A 20,516-nucleotide genomic window follows, 5' to 3' on the forward strand; every position below is an offset into this window, starting at 1 on the left:
GACCAGCAGCTACGCCGCCCGACACACAGCGGACGTTCATCTTCCGTTCCGATTTTCCCTCCCGAACGGGGTAGGGGGCGCGGCATGCGATATCACGTTCTGGCATGTGACTACGACGAGACCCTGGCCACCGAGGGCCGGGTCGACGACGACACCTTGGCCGCCCTCGAACGTCTCATCCGCACCGGACGCCGGCCGCTCCTGGTGACCGGCAGGGAGGTGGACTCCCTCACCGCGGACTTCCCCCGGCTCGACCTGTTCGACCTGGTGGTCGCCGAGAACGGGGCCGTGCTGTACCGGCCCGAGGAGCAGGAGACCACCGCCCTCGCCGAGGCGCCCCCCGAGGCGTTCGTCGAGCGCCTGCGCGAGCTGGGCGTGGAACCGCTCAGCGTCGGCTCGGTCATCGTGTCCACCCTGGAACCTCACGCCGAGACCGTGCTCAAGGCCATCCGCGATCTGGGCCTGGAGATGCAGGTGATCTTCAACAAGGGCGCGGTCATGGTGCTGCCCTCCGGCGTCAACAAGGCGAGCGGCCTGGCCGCGGCCCTGGCCGAGCTCGCCGTGTCCGAGCACAGCACGATCGGCGTGGGCGACGCCGAGAACGACCACGCGTTCCTGGACGCCTGCGAGTGCGCGGTCGCGGTCGCCAACGCGCTGCCCGCCGTCAAGGAACGCTGTGACCTGGTGACCGAGCACGAGCGCGGCGCCGGGGTGGTCGAGCTGATCGACCGGCTGGTCGAGAACGACCTGGACGACGTGGACGTCACGCGCCGCCACCTGCTGCTGGGCACCAGCGGCGAGGACGAGGAGAAGGAGAGGGAGAGGGAGGAGGTCCGGTTCCCGCCGTACGGGATGCGCATGCTGATCGCCGGCCCCTCGCACAGCGGCAAGTCCACCGTCACCGCCGCACTGCTGGAACGGATCACCAAGGCCGGTTACCGGTTCTGCCTGATCGACCCCGAGGGCGACTACACCGAGGGGATCGAGGGCGCCTCCGTGCTCGGCGACGTCGAGCGCGCCCCCACCGAGGAGGAGATCCTCCAGGTGGTCAGGGACGCCGGGCAGAGCGTGGTGGTCAACCTGCTGGGCGTGCCCATCGACGACCGGCCCGGTTTCTTCCAGGACTTCCTGCCCCGCCTGTCGGCGCTGCCGGCCCGTCAGGGACATCCCCACTGGCTGGTGGTCGACGAGGCCCACCACATGATGCCCCAGGGGTTCGGCCTGCAGTCGGTGGAGCTGCTGCGCGAGATGGGCGGGCTGCTGCTGGTCACGGTGCACCCCGACGCGGTCAGCGAGCCGGTCGTGCAGACCCTCAACGCGGTCGTCGCGGTGGGCGACGGCCCCGGGGAGGTGCTGGAGGCGTTCGCCGGTGCCGCCGGCATCGACGCCCCCGGAGGGGAGTTCTCCGACCTGCCGACCGGGGACCTGATGTTCTGGCGGGTCGGGGAGGAGCCGATCCGGGTGCGGCTGGCCCCGCCCGAGGAGGAGCGCCAGAGGCACCGCCGCAAGTACGCGGCCGGCGAGCTCGGCGAGGAGAGCAGCTTCTTCTTCCGCGGCCCCGAGAACGCGCTGAACCTGCGGGCCGGCAACCTGACGTCGTTCTGCCGCATGGCCGAGGGCGTCGACGAGGGGACGTGGAACCACCACCTGGGCCGGGGGGACTACTCGCGGTGGCTGGCGGGCAGCGTCAAGGACGAGGAGCTGGCGGCCGAGGTCGCCGAGGTCGAGCAGAACCCCGGCGACTCCGCCGACGAGACCAGGCGGCGGGTGCGCGAGCTCATCGAGGCCCGCTACACCGCCCCCGCCGAGCCGAGCGGGCTCGTCTGACCTGACGTCCGAGCCACGGGACCGGCGCCGTGAACCGGACGCCGGGTGCCGTGGCCCGGGTGTCGTGGCCCGGGTGCCGTGGCCCGGGTGCCGTGGCCCGGGTGTCGTGGCCCGGGTGTCGTGGCCCGGGTGTCGGTGAGGGGCCGTGGCCCGGGTGTCGGTCAGGGGCCGTGAAGATTTCACACGGTTTTTGGCGTTCTTTACCTTTACCTGACCGGACGTGACGGTGATCCTGACAGGGTTCGAACTCCGGCACCCCCCTGAAGGAGATCCCCGTGCGCACTTCCGAACGTCTCCGGCCTTCCTGGCCGGCCCGGCTGGCCGTCGTCCTCGCCGCCGTCACGTCCATGAGCGGCGTGGTCGCCGTCACCCCCGCCGAGGCGGCGGTGTACAACTCCTGCACCATCTCCCGCTGCTCCGACGCGCGCTCGGCCAAGTCCATCTGGTCGGGGAAGGGCTACCCCACCAGCAGGGGCTGGTACGCCTGGACGGGCGGCAAGTACAACTTCACCGGCGGGCGCTTCTACAACCGGGAGGGCCAGCTCCCGGCAGGCGGCACCTACAACGAGTACGACGTGTACTCCCGCAACCAGGGCGCCGCGCGTGACGCGTACCGCATCGTCGTCAACCGGAGCACCGGCGTGGCCTGGTTCTCCCCCAACCACTACACCGACTTCTACCGGCTCTAGGAACCCGGCTCCAGGAACCCCGGCGCCGGGCCGGCCGTGCCTCCGCACACCGGTCCCGGTCCCGGCCGCGAACACGGCCGTGCCTCCGGTCGCGAGGTTCCGTTCCGGGGAGCGGATCCCGTCGTCCCGGCCCGACCGGCGGGCCGGAGGGGGATCTCGACCCGGAGTCCCGGGAAGAGCATGATGGCCTGATGTCCTACGCCGACGTCTTCGCCCGCAGCATCGCCGATCCCGAGGACTTCTGGGCCGAGGCCGCCGAGGCGGTCGGCTGGAGCAGGCCCCCGCGCGAGATCCTGGACGCCGGGGCGCCGCCCTTCTACCGCTGGTTCCCCGACGGGGAGCTGAACACCTGCCACAACGCCCTGGACCGGCACGTGGAGGCGGGTCACGGCGATCGGCTCGCGCTGGTGTACGACAGCCCGGTGACCGGCACCGGAGGGCGCTACACCTACGCCGGTCTGCGCGACGAGGTCGCGAGGTTCGCCGGGGTGCTGCGCTCCCTGGGCGTGGAACAGGGCGACCGGGTGGTGGTCTACCTGCCGATGGTTCCCGAGGCCGTGATCGCCATGCTGGCGTGCGCGCGGCTCGGGGCGGTGCACTCGGTGGTGTTCGGCGGGTTCGCGCCCAAGGAGCTGGCGGCCAGGATCGACGACGCGCGCCCCCGGGTGGTGGTCTCGGCCTCCTGCGGGATCGAGCCCTCACGGGTGGTGCCGTACAAGCCGATGCTCGACGCCGCGCTGGAGCTGGCCGCGCACGCGCCCGCGCACTGCGTGATCCTCCAGCGCGAGCAGTCGCCCGCCGGGCTCGTCCCCGAACGCGACGTCGACTGGGCGGAGGCGATGGCGGGGGCCGAGCCGGCCGGGTGCGTGCCGGTCAAGGCGACCGACCCGCTGTACATCCTCTACACCAGCGGCACCACCGGGACGCCCAAGGGCGTGGTGCGCGACAACGGCGGGCACGCGGTGGCGCTGCTGTGGAGCATGGAGAACGTCTACGACATCGCGCCGGGCGACGTGTTCTGGGCGGCCTCCGACGTCGGCTGGGTGGTCGGGCACTCCTACATCGTGTACGGCCCGCTGCTGCGCGGCGCCACGACCGTGCTGTACGAGGGCAAGCCGGTCGGCACCCCCGACGCGGGCGCGTTCTGGCGGGTGATCGCCGAGCACCGGGTGAACGCGCTGTTCACCGCGCCGACCGCGTTCCGGGCGATCCGCCGGGCCGACCCGGAGGCGCTGCTGCTGCGCGACCACGACGTCTCGTCGCTGCGGACGCTGTTCCTGGCCGGGGAGCGCCTGGACCCCGACACCTACCACTGGGCCTCGGGGAAGCTCGGCGTCCCGGTCGTCGACCACTGGTGGCAGACCGAGACCGGCTGGCCCGTCGCGGCCGGCCTGCGCGGCCTGGACCCCATGCCGATCAAGCCGGGCTCCCCCGGCGTGCCCGTCCCCGGCTACGACGTGCGCGTGCTGCGGGCCTCGGGCGAGGAGTGCGCCCCGGGCGAGGAGGGGGCGATCTGCATCCGGCTCCCGCTGCCACCCGGCACGCTCCCCACGCTCTGGCAGGACGACGAGCGCTACGTGAGGTCCTACCTGTCGGCCTTCCCCGGCCACTACCTGACCGGCGACGGCGGCCACCTCGACGAGGACGGCTACCTGTTCGTGATGGGCCGCACCGACGACGTGATCAACGTGGCCGGTCACCGGCTGTCCACCGGGTCCATGGAGGCGGTGCTGGCCGCGCACCCGGCGGTGGCCGAGTGCGCGGTGATCGGGGTGGCCGACGAGCTGAAGGGGCAGGTCCCGCGCGGCTTCGTGGTGCTCAAGAGCGGAACGGCGATCGACCCGGAGACCCTGCGCGCCGAACTGGTCGCGGCCGTACGCGACCAGGTGGGCGCGGTGGCGGTCTTCCGGCAGGTGGACGTGGTCCCGGCGCTGCCGAAGACCCGGTCGGGGAAGATCCTGCGCAAGACCATGCGCGGGATCGCCGAGGGCGCCGACGAGCCCGTCCCCTCGACCATCGAGGACCCGGCGGTGCTGGACGTGCTGCGCCCGATCATCGGACGCCGCCCCGCCGAGGACGGACGGCCCCGATGACCCGCCCGTCTCCTCCCGCGCACGGTAGGGCGGACGCCCTGCATCGGCACGGTCACGATCGGTTCCACACCGTCCCTAAAGGTGCCTTGCCCTCATTAAGGTCTTGTCGTGGCGAATGACACCGGAAGGCTGATCGCCGGACGATACCGGCTGATGGAGGTGCTCGGCCGCGGCGGGATGGGCACGGTGTGGCGGGCGCTGGACGAGAGCCTGCACCGCGAGGTGGCGATCAAGGAGCTCACCCTCCCCGACCATCTGGACCCGCCGGACCGCGAGACGCTGCACAGGCGGGTCCAGCGCGAGGCGCGGGCCGCGGCGCGGCTGAAGCACCCGGCGATCATCACCGTCCACGACCACGTCGTCGAGGCCGACGGCAGCCCGTGGATCGTGACGGAGATCATCGACGGGCCGTCGCTGGAGGCGGTGCTGAGGACCCGCGGGCGCCTGCCGTTCCCGGAGGTGGCGGAGATCGGGACGCGGCTCCTCGCGGCGCTGGCGGTCGCGCACGCCGCCGGGATCACCCACCGCGACATCAAACCCGCCAACGTCCTGCTCGAGGGCGAACGGGTCGTGCTGACCGACTTCGGCATCGCCGCCGTCGAGGGGGACGCCACGCTCACCGCCGCCGGCGTCACCCTGGGCACCCCGGCCTTCATCTCCCCCGAGCAGATCAACGGCCACCCGGCCACCGCGGCGTCGGACCTGTGGTCACTGGGCGCCACCCTGTACGCCGCGGTGGAGGGCCGCCGGCCGTTCACCGGCACGACGCCCGGGACGGTGTACGTCTCGATCGTCACCCGGCCGCCCGACCCGCCCGCGCACGCCGGCCCCCTGGGCCCGCTCCTGGAGGGGCTGCTACGCAAGGAGCCCGCCGACCGTCTCACCGCCTCCCAGGCCGCCGGGATGCTCGCCGAGATCGCCGGCGCGCCGGCTCCCGGCGAGCCCTCCACCGGACCGCGCCCGCACCACGACGGCGCCCCGGTCACCGCGCTCCTCACCCCCGGCACGCCGGCGCCTCCCGCGACGACCGGGCCGCCCGCCCTCCTCACGGCCGGTGTCACGCGGATCGGCCCGCCCCCCGGCGGCACGCTGTTCGACGCCGCGCCGTCCGGCACCGTTCCGCCCGCCCCGCCGTCGCCCGGCATGCTCGACGTACCGGGCGTGTCCGGTCCCGGTGCGCCCGGAGTGCCGCCGTCCGCCGCCGCGTCCACCCTCGCGGGTACGGGGACCGTGGCGAGCCCCCCTCGCCGCCGGTTCCGCTCGGTGATCGTCGCGGCCGTGCTGCTCCTGGCCGCGGCGATCTCGGCCTACCTGCTCCTGCCCTCGACGGACCCCGCCAAGGCGACGGCCGTCGCCCACCTCAGGGCCCACACCGAGACGGTGAACACGGTGACGTTCAGCCCGGACGGGAGGACGCTGGCCAGCGGGGGTGGCGACGGCGCGGTGATCCTGTGGGACACGGCGACCCGGCGGCCGGTCGGCGCCCCCCTCACCGGCCACACCAGGGCGGTGCAGTCGGTGGCGTTCAGCCCGGACGGAAAGACCCTGGCCGCCGGCGGCAGCAACGGGGAGGGTACCGACTCCGGCGACCACACGGTGGTCATGTGGGACACGGCGACCCGGCAGCCGCTCGGCGACCGGCTCACCGGCCACACCGGCTGGATACGGTCGGTGGCGTTCAGCCCCGACGGGAGGATCCTCGCCACCGCAGGCGCCGACAACACGGTGATCCTGTGGGACACGGCGACCTGGCAGGTGATCGGCGACCCGCTCACCGGCCACACCGACTGGGTGCAGTCGGTGGCGTTCAGCCCGGACGGAAAGACGCTGGTCACCGGAGGCGACGACAACACGGTGATCCTGTGGGACGTCGCGACCCGGCAGGCCGTCGGCGACCCCCTCACCGGCCGCACCGGGCAGGTGTGGTCGCTGGCCTTCAGCCCCGACGGCAGGACCTTCGCCACCGGAGGCGACGACAGGACGGTGGTCGTCTGGGACGTGGCGACCCGTAAGCCCGCCGGGGCCCCGCTCACCGGCCTTCCGGGCGATGTCCACGCCCTCGCCTTCAGCCCGGACGGCGCCACCCTGGCCGTGGGCACCGGTTCCGTCGTCCGGCTGTGGGACGTGCGGACCCGGCGGGCCGTCGGCGACCCGCTCACCGGTCACGCCGACTCGGTGTGGTCGCTGGCCTTCAGCCCGGACGGCAAGACCCTGGCCACCGCCGGCGGGGACCGCCAGGTGATCCTGTGGGGGCTCCCCTGACCGGCCGGGGCTCCTTCACGACCGTCCCCGTCCCCGTCAGCGGCGGCGGGCCCCGGCGACGGTGACCCGGATCGAGTACAGGTCGCCGGCGGAGTTGGTGATGAACAGGGTGTTGCGCTTGAGGCCGCCGAAGGTGAGGTTCGACGTCGCCTCGGGCAGCGGGAGCCTGCCGATCAGGGTGCCGTCCGGGTCGTGACAGCGCAGGCCGTCGAGGGCGGCGGCCCAGATCCTGTCGTGGCAGTCGACCCTGATGCCGTCGAACCAGCCCTCGGTGAACGTCTCGCCCCCCGACAGCCCGCCCTCGGCGGTCACCTCGAACACCCGCATGTGGCGCCTGCGGCTGTCCACGACGTACAGCCGCCTCTCGTCGGCGGAGAAGGCCAGGCCGTTGGGGCGGGCGAAGTCGTCGGCGACGATCCTCAGGTCGCCGGTGCCGGGGTCGAGCCGGTAGACGTGGTCGGCGCCGATCTCGCTCTCGGCCGGGCTCCCCTCGTAGTGGTCGCTGATCCCGTAGCGCGGGTCGGTGAACCAGATCGAGCCGTCGGAGCGTACGACGACGTCGTTGGGGCTGTTCAGCCGTTTGCCCTCGTAGGCGTCCGCGAGGACGGTGACGGAGCCGTCGTGCTCGGTCCTGGTCAGCCGCCGGGCGCCCTGCTCGCAGGTGAGCAGCCGGCCCTCGCGGTCGACCGTGTTGCCGTTGGCGTTGCCGGAGGAGTGGCGGAACACGCCGACCGCCCCGGTCGTCTCGTCCCAGCGCAGCAGCCGGTCGTTCGGGATGTCGCTCCACACCAGGTAGCGACCGGCCGGGAAGTAGGCCGGCCCCTCGGTCTTGCGGCTCCCCCGGTGCAGCACCTCCACGTACTCGTCACCGCCGTACAGGGAGAACCGGTCGTCCAGCACCTCGAACTCTGCCCTGAACCTGTCGATCATGACTAGACCTCCTTTGGCGAGAAACTACCATCACCGAATGAGATATGGTCAAGTTCGTCTTTCTTGGATTTTCATTCGAAAGGTGGTCTGCCGTGGACCGGATCGACCGGGCCCTCGTCTCCGAGCTGCAACGAGACGCGACCCAGTCCTACGCGGCCCTGGGACAGATCGTCGGGCTGTCCGCCGGCGCCGCCCACGAGCGGGTCCGGAAACTGCGTGAACGCGGTGTCATCCGGGCCACCACGATCGACGTCGACCCGTCGGCGCTCGGCCGGCACGTGCTGGCCTACGTCATGGTCGAGGCCGGGGCGTGGATGGGCGACTCGGGGAGGGCCCTGGCCGCCCTCCCCGAGATCCAGGAGGCGCACGTCATCGCCGGAGCGGCGTCCGTGCTGGTCAAGGTCCGCACCGCGACCACCCAGGCCCTGCAGGACGTGTTGCGCCGGATCTACGACATCCCGGGCGTCAGCGGGACCCAGGCCATCGTCGTGCTGGAGACGTTCTTCGAACGCCCGGTGGACCCCGGCCGCGAGTGACGCGCCGGGCCTGTGCGGTGCGGTGCGGTGCGGTGCGGGAAGAGGCGTACGCGCTCTTCGGGCGGCTCCCGCACCGCGTCGCGTCATCCGCCGAATCGCGTCACCCGGCGCGTCGCGTCAGCGGTCGGCGGAGGCCCGCGCGTCCTCGCCGGGGCTCTTCGAGCGCCTCTGGGGCGCCAGGTAGGCCCACTGCCAGAGCGCCTCGACGGGGCCCCGCTCGAAGCGCCGCAGCCAGAGCGTGGAGAGCGTCATGAACAGCGCGCAGATGCCCAGCCAGGCCACCGGCACCCACCAGGGCCGCAGGTCGTCGAAGCGCGCGGCCAGGCCGAGACCCCATCCGTAGCAGAGCGCGGAGGCGACCAGGTTCTGCAGGATGTAGCAGCTCAGCGCGGTACGGCCGACGTTGGTCAGTCCTCGCCGCAGCACGCCGGGGGCGCCGGTCATCCGCCGCGCGACGGTCACGACGAGGCCGAGCAGGCCCAGCGCCACCAGCGGGGGCAGCAGGTAGCGGTCCACCAGGAACCAGCCGGGACCGGCGAAGGAGGTGAGCAGGTTCAGCGGCAGGCCCACGGCGAGCCCGACGACCATGAGCCTGCGGCGGAGCGCGGTGCCGCGCGCGGAGTCCTCGAACACCCCGGCGCGCATCAGCCGGGAGCCGAGCAGGAACAACACGATGCCCAGCGGGACGATGAGGACGATCTCGATGCGGTAGAGGCCCATCGACTGGATCCGGGCGGCCACCTGCTCGGGGTAGGTTCCCTCGGAGAAGAGCGTGGAGGGCGCCGAGGCCGTGTCCACGGCCGCGCTCCCGGTGAGCATGCCGAAGGTGAGCAGGCCGATCAGCACGGTGAACACCGACCCGACCGTGACCATCCACACGGTGATCGCGCGCTCGCTCCTGCCGATCAGGTACGCCACGACGACGGAGGTCAGCGCGTACCCCATGAGCACGTCGAACTCGAAGATCAGCAGGTAGTGGATCAGGCCCTCGACGAACAGCAGCCCGGCCCGCCACAGGTACCAGCCGGGCCAGGGCGCGTTCCGGCGCGCGGCCGAGCGGTACTGCAGCTCCAGCCCGATCCCGAAGAGCAGGGTGAGCAGCGCCAGGAACTTGCCGTTGGTGAGGAAGCGGAGCAGGGTCTCCGCCGTCCCGGGCGCGCCCAGCGCGTTCAGCACCTCGGCGGGGCCTCCGGGATCGGTGAAGATCCAGATGTTGGTGCCCAGGGTGCCGGCGATGGCGAGGCCCCGGAGCAGGTCGAGCACTTCGATGCGGCGTTGTGTCACCCCTCCACGATCGCGGGCGGCGAGGCCCGGGACATCGTCACGCAGACCCATCCGTGGCGTACATCGATGTATGTACCGGGCGCCGGTTCCGCTCCACCCTCGCCGGTCGCCCCCGGCCCCCGCCCGCCGTACCGGCCCCGCACGGCTCCTGCCGCGCGCCGCCCGCCCGCCGCATCGGCCCCGTCCGGCCCCCGGTCCGCCCGGAGTCCGGTGCGCGGCTATCCGCCGGAGACGATCCGGGCGTGCAGCAGCGCGGCGGTCGCCGGGTCCCAGCCGAACGTCTCCCTCCCGGCCAGCCACGCCGCCGCCCCGGCCCCGTCGCCCGCCCGCACCACCCCGGCGCCCAGCCTCTCTCGTACGGCGGTGCCGACCGGTCCCTCCGCCGCCAGCACGCCACCGGCCAGCACGATCGGGCCCGTCCCGTCCGCGGGACGCACCTCGGCCACCGTCTCGCAGAGCAGCCGGGCGGCGGTGGAGACGATCTCCAGCGCGGCCGGGTCGCCCTCGGCCGCCGCCCGCGTGACGAGCGGGGCGAGCCGGGCCAACTCCAGCGGCGGGCGTGACTGGGCGCGGACCGCCAGCCTGATCGCCAGCGCCCGCATCTCCCCCGCCGCGCCGTCACCCGTCTCACCGACCGCCCTGTCCGGACCCGCCGTCTCCGGGTCGATCGTCTCCGGGTCGGTCGCCTCCGGAGGGGGCGGCGCGTCGTCCAGGAGGGCGTCCATGACCAGGCGGGTCAGCGTCCCGCCCGCGTCGCCCCGGCTGAGGGCGCGGGCGGCGGCGCGGGCCGCCCGCCTGCCCAGCCAGAACCCCGACCCCTGGTCGCCCAGCAGCCAGCCGAGCCCGTCGGCGACGGTCACCGGTTCGCCGTCCTCGACCCGGGCGGCGATCGCCCCGGTCCCGGCGATCAGCACGGTGCCGCGCGGCTCCGCCGTACCGGCGGCGAAGGCGATGCCGAGGTCGCCCACCAGGCGGGGCCGGGCGCGCAGCCCCGCCCCGGCCCACATGCGGTCGAACACGGGCCGGTCCAGCGCGCCGGCGCCCGCCATGCCGACGACCGCCCCGGCCACCAGGGCCGGGTCCGTCCCGCGCAGGGCCGACTCCAGCGCCAGGCCGATGTTGGCGACGGCGGCGGCGTTGCCGTGGGCCGCGGGATTGCCGCCGGGAGCGCGGCCGTACCCGGCCCGGCGCCCGGAGGCGTCCAGCAGCAGCGCCCGCGAGGACGTCCCGCCGACGTCCAGCCCGAGGACGTACACGGCGTTCAGAGGTGCTCGCCGAAGAACGCGGCGACCGCCTCGACCGCCCGGGTGACGTGCGGCTCGCCGTCGTAGAGGTCGATGTGGACCTTGCTGTCCAGCCAGACGATCCTCCTGGGCTCGTCCATCCGCCGGTAGGCCTCCTCCGCGCCCTCCGGCGAGCAGAACCGGTCGACCACGCCGTGCACGATCAGGCCGGGCGTGGGCGAGAGGAAGTCGGCGCCCGTCATGTTGTCCATGGTGATCAGCTCGCGGATCGAGGCCCTGGTCACCGTGTTGCGCCAGTGTTCGGAGGCTCCGCGTTCCGTGCCGTAGTAGGCCCACGGCTCGTCGCCGGGCATGGCCGCCTCCCCCTCCTCGGCCACCGCGGGCAGGTACTCCGTGCCGCCGCCCGTGTCCTGGCGCTCCAGCACCTCGGCGAAGGAGGCCAGCGCCCGCCGGTACCCGTCGGGCGACATCCCGGCCCGCATGCCGTAGGGGTTGTTGTACGCCCCGGCGACGCCCGCGAACGCCCTCACCCGGGGGTCGAACGCGGCGAACCTCAGCGCGTAGCCCCCGCCGAGGCAGATCCCGACCGCGCCGATCCTGCCGCCGTCCACCTCGGGCCGCGAGCGCAGCAGCGACACGGCGGCCCGCAGGTCCTCCAGCTTGCCCTGCGGGTCCTCGTGGCAGCGCGGCTCGCCGCCCGACTCTCCCCAGTTGCGGTGGTCGAAGGCCAGCGTCGCGTATCCCGCCTCGGTCAGCCGGGCGGCGTAGCGGCCGGTCACCTGGTCGCGGGTGCCGGTGAACGGCCCGGTGAGGACCAGGGCGGGATGCGGTCCCGGCGCCGCCGGGACCCTCAGGTCGCCGACGAGGGTGACCCCTCCGGCGGTGAACGTCACTTTTTCCGACATGGCGCAAGTCTGTACGGCCCGCGAAGCGGACGCCAACACGTGCCGGGCGGCGCCCCGGGGCCGGGTCCCGGGGCGCCGCCCGGCGCGCTAGGAGTCGAACCCCAGGCCCATCCTGTCCAGGGTGCGCAGCCAGAGGTTGCGCCGGCCCTCGTGCAGGTCGGCCTGGGCGATCGACCAGCGGGTCATCTGGATCCCGGCCGAGCGGACCGGCTCGGGCGGGAACGGCACGGGCTTCTCCTTCACCATCCGCAGCTCGGTCCGCTCGGTCCGCTCCCCCGCGAGCAGGTCGAGCATGACGTTGGCCCCGAACCGGGTGGCGCCGACCCCCATGCCGGTGTACCCGGCGGCGTAGGCGACGCGACCGCCGTGCGACCGGCCGTAGAAGGCGCTGAACCGGCTGCAGGTGTCGATCACCCCGCCCCACCTGTGGGTGAAGCGCACCCCGTCGAGCTGGGGGAACGTGGTGGCGAAGTGCTCGGCCAGTTTGACGAAGGTCTCGTCGCGCTGCTCGTACTCGGGCTTGATCATGCCGCCGTTGTAGTAGACCGCGTCGTAGCCGCCCCACAGGATCCGGTCGTCGTCGGTGAGCCGGTAGTAGTGGAACTGGTTGGCCGCGTCCCCCACCCCCTGCCGGTTGTGCCAGCCCACCGAGGCGAGCTGCCCGGCCGAGAGCGGCTCGGTCACCAGCGCGTAGTCGTAGACCGGCACCAGGAAGTGCCGTAGCCGCCGCAGCAGCGGCTGGAACACCCCGGTGCCGAGGGCGACCGCGCGTGCCCTGACGGTGCCGTGCGGGGTGATCAGGTCCATGCTCGTCGGGGTGTCCTTCATCGCCCGTACCGGCGTGCGCTCGTAGACGCGCACGCCCAGCGAGAGGCAGGCCTGCCGGAGCCCCCAGGCCAGCCGGGCGGGGTCGATCATGGCGCAGCCGTCGCGCTCCCACTGGCCGCCGATGTAGGTGGGCGAGTTCACCTCCGCCCGGACCTGCTCGGTGTCCAGGACGTCGACGCGGGCCCCCATCTCTCGGACGATCTCGACGTGCCGGTTCATCTCCTCCAGCTGCCACGGCTCGGTGGCCACGTGCAGCTCGCCGGTGCGGCGGTAGCCGCAGTCGATGCCGTACCGTTCGACGGCCTCGCCGATCTCGTCGAGGTTGTCGACGCCGAGGCGTTCCAGCGCGGCGATCTCCTCGGGCCAGCGTTCCAGCCCGTTGGCGATGCCGTGGGTGAGGGTGGCCATCGCGAAGCCGCCGTTGCGGCCCGACGCCGCCCACCCGACCCGGCGTCCCTCCAGCAGGACGACGTCGAGCGACGGGTCGCGTTCCTTGGCCATCAGGGCCGTCCAGAGCCCCGAGAAGCCTCCGCCGACCACCGCCAGGCCCGCGGTCGTGTCGTCGAGGAGCCGCGGCAGCGGCTCCGGTTTCGCCGTACTGTCGAGCCAGTACGGCTTGCGCTCCGCGTCAGCAAGAGCCTTCAGCGGATCCACAGATCTCACTTCCCTACGTGAGTCAGCATGTCTTTAGGTGTGTCGCGTGGTCGCGGGGACCACGCGCGGGTTCCCCCCGCCTGAATCCGATCTCGCCTCCCTGTTCCGTGCCGGGAACTCCCCTCGCGGGAGCAGGTGTACACCGAGGCCCCGTGCCCTCCGACGGGGGCACGGGGCTCGACGTGGGTCAGGTACGGCGGCGCGCGGTGACCGAGTTGACCACCGCGATGGCGACGCCTACCGCGAATATAAGCGTTCCGACGATGTTGACCTGCGGGGGAACCCCGTTTCTGGTGGCACCGAAGATCCACAGCGGGAACGTCTGGAGCGCGCCGTTGGTGAACTGGGTGATCACGAAGTCGTCGATGGAGAGCGCGAAGGCCAGCAGCGCGCCGGCCACGACGCCGGGCAGGATCATCGGGAAGGTGATCCGCCAGAACGTCGTCCAGGTGGACGCGCCGAGGTCGCGCGCGGCCTCCTCGATCGACCGGTCCAGCCCGATCACCCGGGCCCGCACGGTGATCGCCACGAAGGACAGCGAGAACAGCACGTGCGCGATGACGACGGTCACGAAGCCGGTCTTCACGCCGGCGCTGATGAACAGCGACAGCAGCGAGGCGCCCATGACGATCTCGGGCGAGGCGATCGCGGCGAACATCACCAGGTTGGTGGCGCCCTGCCCGCGGAACCGGTAGCGGCCCAGGGCCAGGCCCAGGAGCGTGCCGATCACCGTCGTGATCAGCGTGGTGAGCGCGGCGACCTGCAGGGAGTTGACGACCGACTCGATCATCTGCGGGTACTCGTCCAGCCGGCCCCACCACTTGAGGGTGAAGCCCTGCCAGGTCACGTTGGACTTGCTGCGGGTGTCATTGAAGCCGAAGACGACCATGACGGCGATCGGCACGAACAGCCAGGCGAGGATCAGCCAGACGTAGGCCTTGAGCAGGCGGTCGCCGAGCCGCGACCTGCCGCGCGCGGCCGGGCGGGCGTCCGCCCCCGCGATCGTCGGCGCGCTCATCGGGTCACCGCCCCGGGGAGGCTCCCGATCGTCTTGCCGGCCGCCGGGCCGCTCGCCCCGGGCAGGTTCCCGGTCGTCCGCGTGATCGTCGGCGCGCTCATCGGGCCGCCGCCTCGAGGACGTTCTCGGTGCCGAGCGCCCTGGCGTAGGCGAAGATGCCGATCAGCATCGCCGCCATCAGCGCGAACGACAGCGCCGCGGCGGTCGGGTAGTCGCCGTTGGTCAGGTACTCGACCTGGATGATGTTTCCGATCATGGTGTTGTCCGGGCCGCCGAGGATGCTCGCGTTGACGTAGTCGGCGGTCATCGGGACGAACGTCATCAGCACCCCGGCGAACACCCCCGGCAGCGAGAGCGGCAGCACGATCCTGGTGAACGCCTCACGCCTGGCCGCGTACAGGTCCTGGGCGGCCTCGATCACCTTGGGGTCGACCCGCTCCAGCGCGACGTAGATCGGCAGGATCATGAACGGCAGGTAGTTGTAGACGAGGCCGCCGATCACCGCGGTGGTCGTCTGGAGCACGTGGAAGTCGCCGGGCAGCAGTCCCGCCGACTTCAGCGGGGCCAGCACCATGCCGTCGTCGGCCAGCAGGAACTTCCACGACACCGTGCGCAGCACGAACGAGACGAAGAACGGCAGCAGCACCAGCAGCAGGTAGGTGGACTTGCGATCTCCCCCCTTGAACGCGATCCAGTAGGCCATCGGGTAGGCCAGCGCGACGGCGATCAGCGTGCCGGCCAGGCCGTACCCGGCCGAGCGCAGGAACTGCGTGCGGTACTGGGTCAGCACGTCGCCGTAGATACCGACGTTGAAGGTCTGGACGAACCCGTTGAGCGAGTCGCCCTCCTGCAGGGAGACCGAGGCCATGAAGACCATCGGCACCACCAGGAAGATCGCCAGCCACAGCCCGCCCGGCAGGACGAGGAGGTAGGGGGTGAGACGTTTCACGGGCGGGTCACCGTCAGCCCTGCGTGATCGGCTGGAAGATGTCCTGGAAGACCTTCTCCTGTGCCGTGTCCAGCGTCTTGTACGAGCGCAGCTTGGCCATGTCCGCCTCGGAGGGAAAGATCAGCGGGCTCTCCGCGATCTGCTTCAGCGACGCCTTCTTCTCGCCCGTGGCCTTGTCCGCGTTCGCCAGGACCAGCTCCCTGGTCGCGGGGACCGGGGTGATGTAGTTGATGTACTCCACCAGCATCGTGGCGATCTTGGGCTGGTAGACGTAGTCCATCAGCGTCAGCGCGTCGACCGGGTTCTGCGCGGTCTTGGGGATGCACATGTTGTCGGTCCAGATCGTGCCGCCCTCCTCGGGCACCACGAACCTGAGGTCCTTGCCCTCGGCGACCTGCTGGAAGATGTCGCCCGACCAGGCCATCGTGATCCAGATGTCGCCCCGGGCGAGGGCGTCGACGTAGTCGTTCTCGTAGTACTTGCGCACCAGGCCCGCCTCGCGCTGCTCCTTGAGCTTGGCGCCGGCCTTCTTCCAGTCGGCCTCGGTGGAGGCGTCGGGGTCGATGCCCAGGGCGAACATGCCGAAGTTGGCGGCCTCCTGGGTGTCGAGCATCATGCCGATCTTGCCCTTGTACTTGGGGTTCCACAGGTCGGCGATGCTCGTGACCTTGTCCACGTACTTGGGGTTGTAGGCGATGCCGGTCACCCCGACCGTCCAGGGGATCGTGTGGGTGTTGTCCGGGTCCCAGGTGGGGTCCTTGACCGCGGAGCTCGCGTTGGCGGCGAAGTTGGGCAGCTTGGAGTGGTCCAGCGGCACCAGGTACCCCAGCGCGATGGCCCGGTTGAGCTGGAAGCCGTTGGTCAGCACCATCAGGTCGTAGCCGATGTCGTTGCCCGCGGCCAGCAGCGGCTGGATCTTGCCGAAGAACGTGCCGACGTCCTGGATGGCCTCCTGGTAGGTGACCTTGATGCCGGTGTCGGCGGTGAACATCTCCAGCGACGGGTACCTCTTGCCGTCCTTGTCGATGTAGAGCGGCCAGTTGGCGAAGCGCAGCGTGCCGTTCTTCTTCTTGGAGGCCCAGTAGTCCGCGACGGCGTCCCGCGCGGGCGGTGCCACCTTCTTGCCCTCCACCGCGCAGGCGGCGAGGGCGAGGCCGGTGGCCGACAGCCCCGCCAGGCGGAGGGCGTCGCGGCGGGTGACGGAGCGGCTCTGCGTCATGCCTCGCAGGAGGGCGGGGTTCGTGCGGGGGTGCATAGCGGACTCAACTTCCGATCGCGTACGAGTGGTGCGGCCGCCACGACAGCCAGACGGAGTCGCCACGCTCCGCCGTGCTCGTGCTGTCGAGGGCGTTCTGCTGGAACACGGTCACCTCTGCCCCGTGGGCCAGGCGGACCGTGTAGCTGGTGTAGAGGCCGAGGTAGACGACCTCCGAGACGACGCCGCGGACCACGCTCAGGTCCCCGGCGGGCCTCTCGGTGCAGATCGTGATCTTCTCCGGTCGCACCGTGATCGCGATCGGCTCCCCGGCGCGGAACGATCCGCCCTCGGCGAGCACGTGGTCGTCCTCGCCCAGCTCCAGGACCGCGAACCCGTCCCGCAGGACCTCCACGGTGCCGCTGAGCAGGTTGGAGGTGCCGATGAACCCGGCCACGAAGGCCGTGGCGGGCCGTTCGTAGATCTCCCGGGGCGTGCCGAGCTGCTCGACCGCGCCGTCGTTCATGACCGCGATGCGGTCGCTCATCGTGAGCGCCTCGCTCTGGTCGTGGGTGACGTACACGAAGGTGATGCCGACCTCGCGCTGGATGCGCTTGAGCTCGATCTGCATCGCCTGGCGCAGCTTGAGGTCCAGCGCGCCGAGCGGCTCGTCCAGCAGCAGTGCCCGGGGCCGGTTGACCAGGGCTCGGGCCAGCGCGACCCGCTGCTGCTGGCCGCCGGACATCTCCCTGGGCCGGCGCCTCTCGCGGCCGGTGAGGTCCACGATCTCCAGGATCTCGCCGACCCGGCGCTTGATCTCGGGGGCGGGGACGCGCTTGCGCCGCAGCCCGAAGGCGACGTTCTCCCAGACGTTCATGTGCGGGAACAGCGCGTAGGACTGGAAGACCATGTTGACGTCGCGCCGGTTGGGCGGCACCCCGGTGACGTCCTGGCCCTGCAGCCGCACGGTGCCGCGCGAGGGGTCCTCGAATCCGGCGATCATGCGCATGGTGGTGGTCTTGCCGCAGCCCGAGGGGCCGAGCAGGGAGAAGAACTCCCCCTCGACGATGCTCAGGGTGACGCCGCGGACCGCCTGGACGACCTCGCCGCGGGAGACGTACTCCTTGACGACCCCGTCGAGCTCGATCGCGGGCACGGTGGGCGGTACGGGGGCGGCCTCGGCCGCTCCCGTGCCCGCCTGAGTTTCGGTCATTCCAGGCTTGTCCCTCTGTTCAGGATCATTCGCCGATGTAGTGCATCACGTGCTTGACGCGAAGATAATCGTGCAGACCGAAAACCGACAGGTCCTTGCCGTAGCCGGAGTGCTTGAAACCGCCGTGCGGCATCTCCGAGACGAACGGGATGTGGGTGTTGACCCACACCACGCCGAAGTCCAGCCGGTTCGACACCCGCATCGCCCGGCCGTGGTCGGAGGTCCACACCGAGCCCGACAGGCCGTAGCGGACGCCGTTGGCCTTGGCGATCGCGTCGGCCTCGTCGGAGAAGGTCTGGACGGTGATGACCGGCCCGAACACCTCGTCCTGCACCATCTCGTCGTCCTGCCGCAGGCCGTCGACGACGGTGGGGGCGAAGAAGTAGCCCTTCCCGCCGACCCGGGAGCCGCCGGTCAGGACCTTGGCGTGGCCGGGGACGCGCTCCAGGAAGCCGGTGACCTTCGCGAGCTGGTCGGCGTTGTTGAGCGGCCCGTACAGCGCCTCCTCGTTGCCGAGGTCGCCGGTCACGGTGCCCGCCGCGGCCTCGACGAGCGCGGCCGTGAACGCGTCGTGGACGCTCTCGTGGACCAGCACCCGGCAGGCCGCGGTGCAGTCCTGGCCCGCGTTGTACAGCCCGGCGGTGGCGATCGTCTCGGCGGCGGCCTTCAGGTCCTTGACGTCGTCGAACACCACGACGGGGGCCTTGCCGCCCAGCTCCAGGTGGACCCGCTTGACGTCCTCGGCGGCGCTGCGGGCCACGGCCATGCCGGCGCCGACCGAGCCGGTGATCGCGACCATCGACGCGGACGGATGGCCGACGACCAGCGCGCCGGTCTCCCGGTCGCCGACGACGACGTTGAACACGCCCTTCGGCAGGACCTCACCGATGATCTCGGCCAGCTTGACGGTGGAGACCGGGGTGGTGTCGGAGGGCTTGAGCACCACGGTGTTGCCCGCGGCCAGCGCCGGGGCGATCTTCCACACCGCCATCATCATCGGGTAGTTCCACGGCGTGACCTGGCCCACCACCCCGATCGGCTCGTGCCTGATCACGGAGGTGTGGTCGGCGAGGAACTCGCCCGAGGTGGGGCCCTCCAGGGTGCGCGCGGCGCCCGCGAAGAAGCGGAAGTGGTCGGCGGCGACCGGGGTCTCGTCCTCGGCCATCCGGGCGCGCGGCTTGCCGGTGTTGCGGCACTCGGCCTCGTTCAGCTCCCCGGCCCTGGCCTCGACGGCGTCGGCCACCTTCAGCAGCAGGTTGGCGCGCTCCCCGGGGGTGATGCTGCTCCACCCCTCGAACGCGGCGGTCGCGGCGGCGTAGGCGGCGTCCACGTCCTGCTGTCCCGAGACGGGGGCCCGCAGGTACACCTCCCCGGTGCAGGGATCGACGACGTCGGAGAACCGGCCGCTCCTCGACTCCACGAGCTCGCCGTCGATGTGGTTACGCAGGCGGGGCAGATCAACCGGGGTGGACACCGTCGGCCTCCTAGTGATCGGGGCTGATTCGTCGCGACTCTTACAGAGGAGAAAAGCCTGCGACAAGGGATTTCGTTGTTAAGATACCAAATTGCTACGAATTCCCTTGACAGAAGCGCCGGAACTGGCACCATGTCGCATCGGAGCCGCAACATGACGGCAACAGGCCCGCAATATGACGCCAGGGAGCGTGGATGACGACGCCGCCCAAGGTACGCCGCGAGAACGACGCCCGGCCAGGCCCCGTCGTCCTCGACGACCTGTCCAAGCGGATCATCGAGGAGCTCCAGGCCGACGGGCGCAAGGCGTACGCCGCCATCGGCAAGGCCGTGGGACTCTCCGAGGCCGCCGTACGCCAGCGCGTCCAGCGCCTGCTGGACGCCGGGGTCATGCAGATCGTCGCGGTGACCGACCCGCTCACCCTCGGCTTCTCCCGCCAGGCGATGATCGGCGTCAAGTGCGAGGGCGACCTGGAGACGGTCGCCGACGAGCTGTCGGCGATCGAGGAGATCGACTACGTCGTGCTGACCGCCGGGTCGCTCGACATCATGGTCGAGGTGGTCTGCGAGAGCGACCAGCACCTCCTGGAGATCCTCGGCAAGATCCGGGCCATCCCCACGGTGCGCGCCACCGAGACCTTCGTCTACCTCAAGCTGCACAAGCAGACCTACTCCTGGGGCACCCGCTGACGCCCGGGGCCCACCGGCCCGCGGTCACCGGCCGATGCGGGTCTCCATGACACCGGCCAGGTCGGCCAGGAACTCGTCGACCTCGGCGACCGCGTACCCCGGCCTCAGCATCACCGTGGCGAACCTGGCCTCGCGCACGTCGCCGGCGCTGAGAGGACGGTCGGTGGTGCCGCGCAGGGTCGCCACGACCCGGTCGAGGAAGGCGTCGACCTCCTCCTCCCGATAGCCCATGCCGAGACGTCCCGGCCGGAACGCGACCCGTTCGATCCGGGCGGCGTGCTCCTCGACGTCACCGGGCCCGAAGACCTCCGGAGGCTCCTCGTCCCGCGCGTACCCGACGGGATCGGGGTGTTCCCCGGGCTCCGGATACTCCCCGGATTCCGGGGCCCCACCGGGATCGGGACACCCACCGGACTCCGGGTCTCGTCCCTCCCGTCCCGGGTCGCGCTCGATCACCCCCCGGTCCCACCGCTCGGGCTCCCGCCCGACCGCCCCCCGCTCCCACCCGGCGGGTTCTCGCGCGACCTGGGCGGTCTGCCGCGTCTCGACCGCGACGATGAAGGCCTCCAGCGCGAAATCGACGGCGACCTCGTTGTAGCCGCCCAGCTTCGTGCGGAAACGGGCGTCGCGGATCTCGTCCGCGGTGATGGGCTCCCCTTCCAGGGAGCCTCTGCCGAGGGTGCCCTCGATCCGGCGGATCAGCAGATCCACCTGATCGGGGTCGTA

Annotated in this window: 17 protein-coding genes; 6 read left to right on the forward strand and 11 right to left on the reverse strand. The window is 71.8% G+C overall.

Annotated elements, in window-relative coordinates; all coding sequences use genetic code 11:
- Positions 1-84 precede the first annotated feature (84 nt).
- The 4 genes from ACLQ2R_RS16805 (at position 85) to ACLQ2R_RS16820 (ending at position 6,871) form a co-directional block, all read left to right on the forward strand.
- Positions 85-1,827, forward strand: coding sequence for an HAD-IIB family hydrolase (locus tag ACLQ2R_RS16805; RefSeq protein ID WP_425960543.1), 1,743 nt, complete (start codon positions 85-87; stop codon positions 1,825-1,827).
- A 275-nt stretch (positions 1,828-2,102) separates the two neighbouring features.
- Entirely contained in the window at positions 2,103-2,516 is a 414-nt protein-coding gene (locus ACLQ2R_RS16810; protein WP_425960545.1) for a ribonuclease domain-containing protein, read from the forward strand.
- Between the two features lie 191 nt (positions 2,517-2,707).
- Positions 2,708-4,609, forward strand: coding sequence for a propionyl-CoA synthetase (locus tag ACLQ2R_RS16815; RefSeq protein ID WP_425960547.1), 1,902 nt, complete (start codon positions 2,708-2,710; stop codon positions 4,607-4,609).
- A 108-nt stretch (positions 4,610-4,717) separates the two neighbouring features.
- Positions 4,718-6,871, forward strand: coding sequence for a protein kinase domain-containing protein (locus tag ACLQ2R_RS16820; protein WP_425960549.1), 2,154 nt, complete (start codon positions 4,718-4,720; stop codon positions 6,869-6,871).
- Positions 6,872-6,907: 36 nt separating this feature from the next.
- Here the strand turns inward: ACLQ2R_RS16820 and ACLQ2R_RS16825 are convergent, their stop codons facing one another.
- The gene (locus tag ACLQ2R_RS16825) at positions 6,908-7,801 is read right to left on the reverse strand and encodes an SMP-30/gluconolactonase/LRE family protein (protein ID WP_425960551.1); all 894 of its coding nucleotides are present in this window, start codon (positions 7,799-7,801) and stop codon (positions 6,908-6,910) included.
- Positions 7,802-7,893: 92 nt separating this feature from the next.
- On the opposite strand from ACLQ2R_RS16825, the gene ACLQ2R_RS16830 reads away from it, so the two are divergent.
- Entirely contained in the window at positions 7,894-8,337 is a 444-nt protein-coding gene (locus tag ACLQ2R_RS16830) for an Lrp/AsnC family transcriptional regulator (protein ID WP_425960553.1), read from the forward strand.
- Positions 8,338-8,454: 117 nt separating this feature from the next.
- Here ACLQ2R_RS16830 and ACLQ2R_RS16835 read toward each other — a convergent pair whose 3' ends face one another.
- From ACLQ2R_RS16835 to ACLQ2R_RS16875, 9 genes are all read right to left on the reverse strand, one after another.
- Complete coding sequence (locus ACLQ2R_RS16835; protein WP_425960555.1) at positions 8,455-9,621, reverse strand: DUF418 domain-containing protein; 1,167 nt, start codon at positions 9,619-9,621, stop codon at positions 8,455-8,457.
- Positions 9,622-9,839: 218 nt separating this feature from the next.
- Entirely contained in the window at positions 9,840-10,877 is a 1,038-nt protein-coding gene (locus ACLQ2R_RS16840) for an N-acetylglucosamine kinase (RefSeq protein WP_425960557.1), read from the reverse strand.
- A 5-nt stretch (positions 10,878-10,882) separates the two neighbouring features.
- Entirely contained in the window at positions 10,883-11,770 is an 888-nt protein-coding gene (locus tag ACLQ2R_RS16845; protein WP_425960558.1) for an alpha/beta hydrolase, read from the reverse strand.
- 87 nt (positions 11,771-11,857) lie between these two features.
- Positions 11,858-13,252 carry an NAD(P)/FAD-dependent oxidoreductase gene (locus ACLQ2R_RS16850; RefSeq protein ID WP_425960560.1) on the reverse strand — a complete coding sequence of 465 codons (1,395 nt, stop codon included), beginning with the start codon at positions 13,250-13,252 and terminating at the stop codon, positions 11,858-11,860.
- 187 nt (positions 13,253-13,439) lie between these two features.
- The gene (locus ACLQ2R_RS16855) at positions 13,440-14,270 is read right to left on the reverse strand and encodes an ABC transporter permease (protein ID WP_425960562.1); all 831 of its coding nucleotides are present in this window, start codon (positions 14,268-14,270) and stop codon (positions 13,440-13,442) included.
- 97 nt (positions 14,271-14,367) lie between these two features.
- Positions 14,368-15,219, reverse strand: a complete 852-nt coding sequence (locus ACLQ2R_RS16860) for an ABC transporter permease (protein WP_425960564.1) — start codon at positions 15,217-15,219, stop codon at positions 14,368-14,370.
- A gap of 13 nt (positions 15,220-15,232) precedes the next feature.
- Positions 15,233-16,438 (reverse strand): ABC transporter substrate-binding protein, encoded by a 1,206-nt coding sequence (locus tag ACLQ2R_RS16865; protein ID WP_425960566.1) that lies wholly within the window; start codon positions 16,436-16,438, stop codon positions 15,233-15,235.
- Positions 16,439-16,481: 43 nt separating this feature from the next.
- Positions 16,482-17,627, reverse strand: coding sequence for an ABC transporter ATP-binding protein (locus ACLQ2R_RS16870; protein ID WP_425960567.1), 1,146 nt, complete (start codon positions 17,625-17,627; stop codon positions 16,482-16,484).
- A 25-nt stretch (positions 17,628-17,652) separates the two neighbouring features.
- Complete coding sequence (locus tag ACLQ2R_RS16875; RefSeq protein ID WP_425960569.1) at positions 17,653-19,101, reverse strand: gamma-aminobutyraldehyde dehydrogenase; 1,449 nt, start codon at positions 19,099-19,101, stop codon at positions 17,653-17,655.
- A gap of 194 nt (positions 19,102-19,295) precedes the next feature.
- Here ACLQ2R_RS16875 and ACLQ2R_RS16880 point away from each other — a divergent pair, with 194 nt between their 5' ends.
- Positions 19,296-19,790 (forward strand): Lrp/AsnC family transcriptional regulator, encoded by a 495-nt coding sequence (locus tag ACLQ2R_RS16880; protein ID WP_425960571.1) that lies wholly within the window; start codon positions 19,296-19,298, stop codon positions 19,788-19,790.
- Positions 19,791-19,814: 24 nt separating this feature from the next.
- Here the strand turns inward: ACLQ2R_RS16880 and ACLQ2R_RS16885 are convergent, their stop codons facing one another.
- Positions 19,815-20,501 carry a DivIVA domain-containing protein gene (locus ACLQ2R_RS16885; protein ID WP_425960573.1) on the reverse strand — a complete coding sequence of 229 codons (687 nt, stop codon included), beginning with the start codon at positions 20,499-20,501 and terminating at the stop codon, positions 19,815-19,817.
- Between the last annotated feature and the right edge of the window lie 15 nt (positions 20,502-20,516).

The organism is Streptosporangium sp. DT93 (assembly GCF_049844535.1).
Classification (GTDB): Bacteria; Actinomycetota; Actinomycetes; order Streptosporangiales; family Streptosporangiaceae; genus Streptosporangium.

Excerpts from the sequence above, each read along its gene's own strand:
- ACLQ2R_RS16855 (WP_425960562.1), bottom strand. The coding sequence starts at position 14,270 with ATGAGCGCGCCGACGATCGCGGGGGCGGACGCCCGCCCGGCCGCGCGC.
- ACLQ2R_RS16865 (WP_425960566.1), bottom strand. The coding sequence starts at position 16,438 with ATGACGCAGAGCCGCTCCGTCACCCGCCGCGACGCCCTCCGCCTGGCG.
- ACLQ2R_RS16825 (WP_425960551.1), bottom strand. The coding sequence starts at position 7,801 with ATGATCGACAGGTTCAGGGCAGAGTTCGAGGTGCTGGACGACCGGTTC.
- ACLQ2R_RS16815 (WP_425960547.1), top strand. The coding sequence starts at position 2,708 with ATGTCCTACGCCGACGTCTTCGCCCGCAGCATCGCCGATCCCGAGGAC.
- ACLQ2R_RS16845 (WP_425960558.1), bottom strand. The coding sequence starts at position 11,770 with ATGTCGGAAAAAGTGACGTTCACCGCCGGAGGGGTCACCCTCGTCGGC.
- ACLQ2R_RS16870 (WP_425960567.1), bottom strand. The coding sequence starts at position 17,627 with ATGACCGAAACTCAGGCGGGCACGGGAGCGGCCGAGGCCGCCCCCGTA.
- ACLQ2R_RS16805 (WP_425960543.1), top strand. The coding sequence starts at position 85 with ATGCGATATCACGTTCTGGCATGTGACTACGACGAGACCCTGGCCACC.
- ACLQ2R_RS16880 (WP_425960571.1), top strand. The coding sequence starts at position 19,296 with ATGACGACGCCGCCCAAGGTACGCCGCGAGAACGACGCCCGGCCAGGC.